The organism is Burkholderia sp. E168m23 (genome assembly GCF_016586125.1).
GTDB classification, from domain to species: domain Bacteria; phylum Pseudomonadota; class Gammaproteobacteria; order Burkholderiales; family Burkholderiaceae; genus Burkholderia; species Burkholderia orbicola.
In genome coordinates this window covers 1-7,058 of record NZ_BCPP01000300.1, presented here as the reverse complement: position 1 = coordinate 7,058, position 7,058 = coordinate 1, and the positions used below count along the sequence as shown (strand labels likewise).

General features: G+C 67.1%; 7 protein-coding genes and 1 pseudogene. 4 read left to right on the top strand and 4 right to left on the bottom strand.

Annotated elements, in window-relative coordinates:
* The coding region (gene glpD, locus JMF90_RS16935) for a glycerol-3-phosphate dehydrogenase (RefSeq protein ID WP_201325248.1) at window positions 1-1,100 on the bottom strand (1,100 nt) is incomplete at its 3' end.
* Between the two features lie 162 nt (window positions 1,101-1,262).
* Here glpD and JMF90_RS16930 point away from each other — a divergent pair.
* Window positions 1,263-1,631, top strand: coding sequence for a hypothetical protein (locus tag JMF90_RS16930; protein WP_041489246.1), 369 nt, complete (start codon window positions 1,263-1,265; stop codon window positions 1,629-1,631).
* 95 nt (window positions 1,632-1,726) lie between these two features.
* Here JMF90_RS16930 and JMF90_RS16925 read toward each other — a convergent pair whose 3' ends face one another.
* Window positions 1,727-1,924, bottom strand: a complete 198-nt coding sequence (locus JMF90_RS16925) for a hypothetical protein (protein WP_006477892.1) — start codon at window positions 1,922-1,924, stop codon at window positions 1,727-1,729.
* Window positions 1,925-2,225: 301 nt separating this feature from the next.
* On the bottom strand, window positions 2,226-3,005 hold the full coding sequence (locus tag JMF90_RS16920) for a DeoR/GlpR family DNA-binding transcription regulator (RefSeq protein ID WP_006493999.1): 780 nt from the start codon (window positions 3,003-3,005) through the stop codon (window positions 2,226-2,228).
* 211 nt (window positions 3,006-3,216) lie between these two features.
* Here JMF90_RS16920 and JMF90_RS16915 point away from each other — a divergent pair, with 211 nt between their 5' ends.
* The 3 genes from JMF90_RS16915 (at window position 3,217) to JMF90_RS16905 (ending at window position 6,589) form a co-directional block, all read left to right on the top strand.
* A complete protein-coding gene (locus tag JMF90_RS16915; protein WP_011546144.1) occupies window positions 3,217-4,857 on the top strand; it encodes a gamma-glutamyltransferase family protein in 1,641 nt (546 codons plus the stop codon).
* Window positions 4,858-5,184: 327 nt separating this feature from the next.
* Window positions 5,185-6,012: a ferritin-like domain-containing protein gene (locus tag JMF90_RS16910; protein ID WP_011546143.1), complete on the top strand. Its 828-nt coding sequence runs from the start codon at window positions 5,185-5,187 to the stop codon at window positions 6,010-6,012.
* A gap of 70 nt (window positions 6,013-6,082) precedes the next feature.
* Window positions 6,083-6,589, top strand: coding sequence for a hypothetical protein (locus JMF90_RS16905; RefSeq protein ID WP_011546142.1), 507 nt, complete (start codon window positions 6,083-6,085; stop codon window positions 6,587-6,589).
* Here the strand turns inward: JMF90_RS16905 and JMF90_RS16900 are convergent.
* Window positions 6,583-7,058 (bottom strand): annotated as a pseudogene (locus JMF90_RS16900) (RNA helicase); the annotation flags it as partial. The gene JMF90_RS16905 and the pseudogene JMF90_RS16900 overlap by 7 nt on opposite strands.

Genomic DNA, 7,058 nt, shown 5'->3' with positions numbered 1-7,058 from the left:
GCGAGCTTGCGGAACGTCGTGATCTTGCCGCCGAACACCGACAGCAGCGGGGCGCCCGCGCCATCGTCGAGTTCGAGGCGATAGTCGCGCGTGACGGCCGATGCGTTCGCCGCGTTCTCGTCTTCCAGCAGCGGGCGCACGCCCGAATAGGTCCAGTGCACGTCGGCCGGCGAGATCTTGCGCTTGAAGTAGCGGTTGATCGAATCGCACAGGTATTGCGTCTCGTCGCGATCGATCGCGACCTTCGCGGGATCGTTCGTGTATTCGACGTCGGTCGTGCCGATCAGCGTGAAGTCGTGCTCGTACGGAATCGCGAAGATGATCCGCTTGTCCGGATTCTGGAAGATGTACGCGTGATCGTGATCGAACAGGCGGTGCGTGATGATGTGGCTGCCCTTCACGAGCCGCACGCTATGATGCGCGCCGCGGCCGAGCGCGCCGTGCAGCACCTCGCCGACCCACGGGCCGGCCGCGTTCGCGATCGCGCGCGCATGCACGACGCGGATCGAACCGTCGGCGTGCTGCAGCCGCGCTTCCCATTCGTCGCCGCGGCGTTCGGCGGAAACGAGCTTCGTGCGCGTCAGGATCTCGGCGCCGCGCTCCTTCGCATCCATCGCGTTCAGCACGACGAGGCGCGCGTCGTCGACCCAGCCGTCGGAATACACGAAGCCGCGCTTGATCGAGTCGATCAGCGGCGCGCCGGCCGCATGGCGGCGCATGTCGATGCCGCGCGAGCCGGGCAGCAGCTCGCGTTTCGCGAGGTGATCGTAGAGGAACAGGCCGATGCGGATCAGCCAGGCCGGGCGCAGGTTCGGCATGTGCGGCATCACGAAGCGCAGCGGCCACATGATGTGCGGCGCGGCGCGCAGCAGTGTTTCGCGTTCCTGCAGCGCCTTGCGCACCAGCCCGAACTCGTTGTACTCGAGGTAACGCAGGCCGCCGTGAATCAGCTTCGTGCTGGACGACGACGTGTGCGACGCGAGGTCGTCCTGCTCGCAGAGCATGACCGACAGGCCGCGGCCGGCCGCATCGCGCGCGATCCCCGCGCCGTTGATGCCGCCGCCGACGACGAGCAGATCGTAGCGATTCGGTTGGGTCACCTGCTGTCCTTATCGTCTGTTGAAATAGGGTGAACATGAAATGTTCGAATTCGAAATTTAACGAACGAAATCGAAAAAGTAAAGTTCGAAAAAGCGGGGCCAGTAGCGCGTGACCCGATCCCGGACGATACTGGCGGAATCGACCGTTTCGCGAGGTGAATCATGCGTATTGGGATGTGGGCCGGCGTGTGCGCCGTCCTTCTGGCGGGGTGCAGCGCGGGGATGCCGCCGCTCGCCGGCAACTGGCGGGCGCCGTCGTTCGTCGACCTGCAGACGTCGTGCGGCGGCGCGGCGCGCGACTGGGGCGCGGACGCGCAGCCGGTCTACTCGACGCTGTACGACGCCTATGTGGCGAAACGGTATCGCGGGCTGACCGAAGCGAACTATTGTGCGTTCGTAAACGAACTTTCGACCCACTATGTGGCGCCTGACGCGGCGGCACGCGCCGGCTGGATCGCCTATTTCAACGGTGCGCGCGCGCAGGCCATCAGTTGGCGGGCGGCGGTCGACCCGACGCTGCGCGGCGGCTGAAGCCGGTGGCGCCGAACGGGCAGAGGGAAGGCAGGAACGACCGCGCGGCCGGATTCCGGCCGCGCGATCAGGTTCAAGTCAGGGAACAGCGGGGCTTACGAATAGCGGTACTTGATGGATCGCAGCGCGGCGTCGCCGGTCTCGGTCACGCAGTATTTGCGTCCCGAGCCGAGCCCTTCCAGGCGGACGAGCTGCTGTTCGAGCAGGATGTCCAGTTCATCCCGATCCATGTCGCGCTGGTCAGGCGCGTCCTTCACAAGCAAGAGCGTGGCGAATTCATGCGGACTCAGCATCGTTCTCTCCGTGGCAATCAGACTGCCCGCGCGGCCGGCGCATACGCCGCCGCGCGATACCCCGCGAGGGTATGGCTTGGGGGGAAAAGCTGCATTCGCCGGCCTGCGATTCGCACCGCCCTGGCACAGGCGGATCGGCGAACGGGCCGGGGAACTGGAGTCTAGTCGAGTGCGCGGGCAACGACAAATCGTGCCCCGTTAATTTTCCGTTTGACAGAAACGCACCCCACGAGCGGTCCGCGCGCGGCGCCAACTTCTTGATTTCACTTGAAGTTTCAGGTGCGGTGCAGCATCGCAACGGTCATTCCGCGACGTACACCTGCGTGCCGGCGGCGGCCACCGTGTCGGCCATTTCGGGCGGCAGCGGCTTGTCGGTGAAGAGCGCGTGCACCTGGCTCAGATGGCCCTGGCGCACCAGCGCCGGGCGGCCGACCTTCGAATGGTCGGTCACGAGGTAGACCGTGCGCGCATGCTGCATGATCGCCTCGGCGACGCGCACCTCGCGCGTGTCGAAATCGCGCAGCGTGCCGTCGGCCTCGATCGCCGACGTGCCGATGATCGCGTAGTCGACCTTGAACTGGCGGATGAAGTCGATCGCGAGCTCGCCGACGATGCCCTTGTCCCACGGTCGCACGATGCCGCCGGTGATCAGCACCTCGCAGTCGGGGTAGCCGCTCATCATCGACGCGACGTTCAGGTTGTTGGTGATCACGTGCAGCCCGTGATGCCGGTTCAGCGCGCGCGCGACTTCCTCGGTCGTTGTGCCGAGGTTGATGAACAGCGACGCCTGGTCGGGGATGTGCGACGCCGCGAGCGCCGCGATGCGCCGCTTCTCGTCGTGGAACATCCGCTGGCGTGCCGTGTACGACACGTTCTCCGAGCTGGTCGGCAGGCTCGCGCCGCCATGGTAGCGGCGCAGCAGGTTCAGGTCGGCGAGCCAGTTCACGTCGCGGCGGATCGTCTGCGGGGTCACCGCGAAGTGCGCGGCGAGATCGTCGACGGTCACGAAGCCGTCGCGCTGCACCCATTCGAGCAATTCCTGCTGACGCGCGTTGAGGGTGAGGCGGGGATCTCGGGTCATGGCTCGATGGTCGTGTCGTGAGACGGAGCGGGTATTGTAAGGGCGGTAACGGCGTTCGGCCGGCCTGCCCGCCGTCGGCGCACGCAATTCATGCGTGAATTGCATGGATTTATGTGACAAATGAATTTGCGCGATGGCGCTGATCGCGCTGCAATGGCGGATTGCCCGCTCGCGCGGGCACGTTCATTCAGCTTTCGACGAGGTGGTATCGATGAGTGGCTTCAACTGGCACAACCCGTATCCGACGACCCGCATTCCGGTGTTCGCGCGCAACGTCGTGTCGACGTCGCACCCGCTGGCCGCGCAGGCCGGGCTGCGGATGCTGTGGAAGGGCGGCAACGCGGTGGACGCGGCGCTGGCCGCCGCCGCCGCGATCACGGTCGTCGAGCCCGTGTCGTGCGGGCTCGGCGGCGATGCATTCGCGCTCGTGTGGGACGGCGAGCGGCTGTCCGGGCTGAACGCATCGGGCGTCGCGCCGGCCGCCTGGAACGTCGACTACTTCCGCAAGCGCCACGGCGAGGATGCGCGCGGCATCGCGAACAAGCCGACGCGCGGCTGGGACACCGTCACCGTGCCGGGCGTGATCGCGGGCTGGGAAGCGCTGCACGCAAAGTTCGGTTCGCTGCCGTTCGCGGATCTGCTCGAGCCGGCGATCGAGATCGCGGAGCGCGGCTATTCGGTGCCGCCGATCGTCGCGCACAAGTGGGCCGCGGCCGTTCCCGAACTGCAGGACCTGCCGGGCTTCGCCGACACCTTCATGCCGCGCGGCCGCGCGCCGCTCGTCGGCGAACGCGTGTGCCTGCCCGGTCATGCACGGACGCTGCGCACGCTCGCGAAGGACGGCGCCCGGGCGTTCTACGAAGGGGCGCTCGCCGAGCGGATCGCCGCCTTCGCGCGCGAAGGCGGCGGCGCGCTGACCGAAGCGGACCTGCGCGCGTACCGGCCGGAATGGGTCGAGCCGATCGGCAAGCGCTTCGGCCGCCACACGATTCACGAGATCCCGCCGAACGGGCAGGGCATCGCCGCGCTGATCGCGCTCGGCATCGCCGAGCATGCGGGCGTGACCGAATGGCCGGTCGACTCGGTCGATTCGCAGCATCTGCAGATCGAGGCGATGAAGCTCGCGTTCGCGGACGTCTATCGCTACGTCGCCGATCCGCGCGCGATGGAGCTCACGCCCGAACAGATGCTCGACGATGCGTATCTCGCCGAACGCGCGAAGCTGATCGATCGCGCGCGGGCCACACACTTCGCCGCCGGCCGTCCGCATTCCGGCGGCACGATCTACCTGTCGGCGGCCGACGAGCGCGGGATGATGGTGAGCTTCATCCAGTCGAACTACATGGGCTTCGGCTCGGGCCTCGTCGTCCCCGGCACGGGCATTGCGCTGCAGAACCGCGGGCACGGCTTCTCGATGGACCCGGCTTCGCCGAACGTCGTCGCGGGCGGCAAGCGACCGTTCCACACGATCATTCCGGCGTTCGTCACCGAGGAAGTCGACGGCCGTACCGAGGCCGTGATGAGCTTCGGCGTGATGGGCGGCGACATGCAGCCGCAGGGCCACCTGCAGACCATCGTCCGGATGCTCGGCTATGGCCAGCAGCCGCAGGCCGCGTGTTGCGCGCCGCGCTGGAAGGTCAACCGCGACTTCACGCTCGACGTCGAGGCGACGATGAACCGCGCGACCGTCGATGGGCTGGCCGCCCGCGGCCATACGATCAAGTCGATCGACGATCCTTACATGGATTTCGGCTCGGGGCAGTTCGTCTGGCGCCTCGATCCCGACGATCCGGAGCGCGGCTACGTGGCCGCGAGCGACAGCCGGCGCGACGGGCTGGCGGCCGGTTTCTGACGGATCGCTTCCAGCTTCCTATGCAGTTTCCCGGCATCACGGGCGGCCCGACGGCCGCCCGTTTTCATTTGGCGCGGCGCCTGCCATCGAACGCGCGCAAGCGGTTTGAAGGACTCATCTAACGAACGGCAACAGACGCCGTGGAACTGCGCCCGTCGGGTATGGTCAGTGCTCTGGAGCACGAACATCAAAGTCCGGCTAAGATGCCAAGATGGTTCGGCCGGACCGATTCACTATAAACGCAAGTAAAACGCCGCCTGCGGATCGGCTGGCGCCTGTGCCCCAGGCATGGGCCGGCCTCCGCGCGACGACTGGGAGCGCACTACCATGGACACCAAAACGACGCATGTGATGCCGTGGCGTATCGAGGACATCGACCTGAACCGGATCGATCGTCAGCGTGCGGCCGCGAACGAGGATCTGCTGCTGCTGCTGTGCGCGTCGTCGTTCATCGAGAGCGGCTCGGATCTCTATACGAGCAATCTGAGCGAATTCTTCAATGACGATCCGGAAGTCTCCGCATGGCTCAACAATGCATGGGAGCCCGAAGAATTGCAGCACGGGCGCGCGCTGAAGGCCTACATCGCGCACGTGTGGCCCGAGTTCGACTGGGATACCGCCTTCGCGAATTTCTTTGCCGAGTATTCGAAGACCTGCTCGGTCGAGGCGTTCGAGAAAACCCGCGCGCTCGAAATGGTCGCACGCTGCGTCGTCGAGACGGGCACGGCCACGCTCTATCGCGCGATCAACGAATGCTCGGACGAGCCGGTGCTGAAGGAAATCACCGACAACATCCGCACCGACGAAGTGCGTCACTACAAGCACTTCTTCAAGTTCTTCAAGAAGTACAACCAGGTCGAAGGCAACGGGCGGCTCGCGGTGCTCGGGGCCCTCGCGCGCCGCGTGATGGAAATCAAGAACGAGGATTCCGAGATCGCGCTGCGCCACGTGTTCGCGATCCGCTATCCGGATCGCGTCGGCGACAGCCAGTACAACCGCGAGCGCGCCGCGCGCATCAACTCGCTGGTGCGGCGCAACCTGTCGGCCGACATGTGCGTGAAGATGCTGCTCAAGCCGCTCGACCTGCCCGCGAAGATCCAGCCGGGCGTCCACTATCCACTCACGAAGATCACGCGGCACGTTTTCCTGCGCTGATCGCCGCGGCACGGCCCGGCGCGCGTATGCTGACGCATCCTCATCCGATCCGCGCCCGGGCCACGCCATCATGACCGATACCCATCGCCACGCGCTCGAACAATGGACGTTCGACACGTGGCCGTCCGCCGTCGTGTCGCTGTTCGACGGCACCGCACTCGAGCGTCATGCCGACCTCGCCGCGTCGCTGATCGTCGCGACCGACGACGGCCAGTTGCGCACGACGCTGCTCAGCGTCGGCGAGATCTATGCACACGATGCGCGCACGCTGCTGATCGCGCTCTGGCCTCAGTCGCGGGCGGCGCGCGCGATCGCGCAGCGGCGCACGGCCGCGTTGACGCTCGTCGCGGACGGCGCGTTCTTTCAGGCGCAACTGGAGATGGTGCCGCTCGAAGGGGACTTCGGCGGCCTGGCCGGATTCGCCGCGACGATCGCGCACGGCGATGCGCAGCGGGTCGGCTATGCGCGTCTCGCGACCGGCGTCACGTTCACGCTGGAAGGGGAGCGCGCCGCGGTGCTCGCACGCTGGCAACGCCAGATCGAGCACCTGCGGCGCGCGGCCGCGCGGCTTCAGTGACCGCGCTGGCCGCTGCGCGACGAACGGTTGCGGTTCGGATGCGCGGCGTTGCCGCTTGCCGGGCGGGCGCCGTTGCCGCCACCTGCCGGACGTCCGCCGTTGCCGGCGGCGCCGCCTTGCGTGCGCGGCTTCGCGGCCTTCTGCTGCGCTGCAGCCTTCGGTTGCCCGGCCTTCGGTTGCGCGTTGCCGTCGCGTTTCGCGGCCGGCTGGCCTGAGCCGCCGGCACGCGGCTGGCGATTGCCGCCACCACTGCCACCGCCGCGCGGTTGCTGCTGCCCGCGGCGTTGCTGGATCGGCTCCGGCTTCGCGTTCGGATCGGGTTCGAAGCCCGCGATCACTTCCTGCGGGATCTCGCGCTTGATCAGCCGCTCGATGTCGCGCAGCAACTGCTTCTCGTCGACGCACACGAGCGACACGGCTTCGCCGGTCGCGCCCGCGCGGCCCGTGCGGCCGATGCGGTGCACGTAAT

Coding starts and splice junctions, on each gene's coding strand:
- JMF90_RS16905 (WP_011546142.1), top strand. CDS start 6,083: ATGACCGATACCCATCGCCACGCGCTCGAACAATGGACGTTCGACACG.
- JMF90_RS16925 (WP_006477892.1), bottom strand. CDS start 1,924: ATGCTGAGTCCGCATGAATTCGCCACGCTCTTGCTTGTGAAGGACGCG.
- JMF90_RS16920 (WP_006493999.1), bottom strand. CDS start 3,005: ATGACCCGAGATCCCCGCCTCACCCTCAACGCGCGTCAGCAGGAATTG.
- JMF90_RS16915 (WP_011546144.1), top strand. CDS start 3,217: ATGAGTGGCTTCAACTGGCACAACCCGTATCCGACGACCCGCATTCCG.
- JMF90_RS16910 (WP_011546143.1), top strand. CDS start 5,185: ATGGACACCAAAACGACGCATGTGATGCCGTGGCGTATCGAGGACATC.
- JMF90_RS16930 (WP_041489246.1), top strand. CDS start 1,263: ATGCGTATTGGGATGTGGGCCGGCGTGTGCGCCGTCCTTCTGGCGGGG.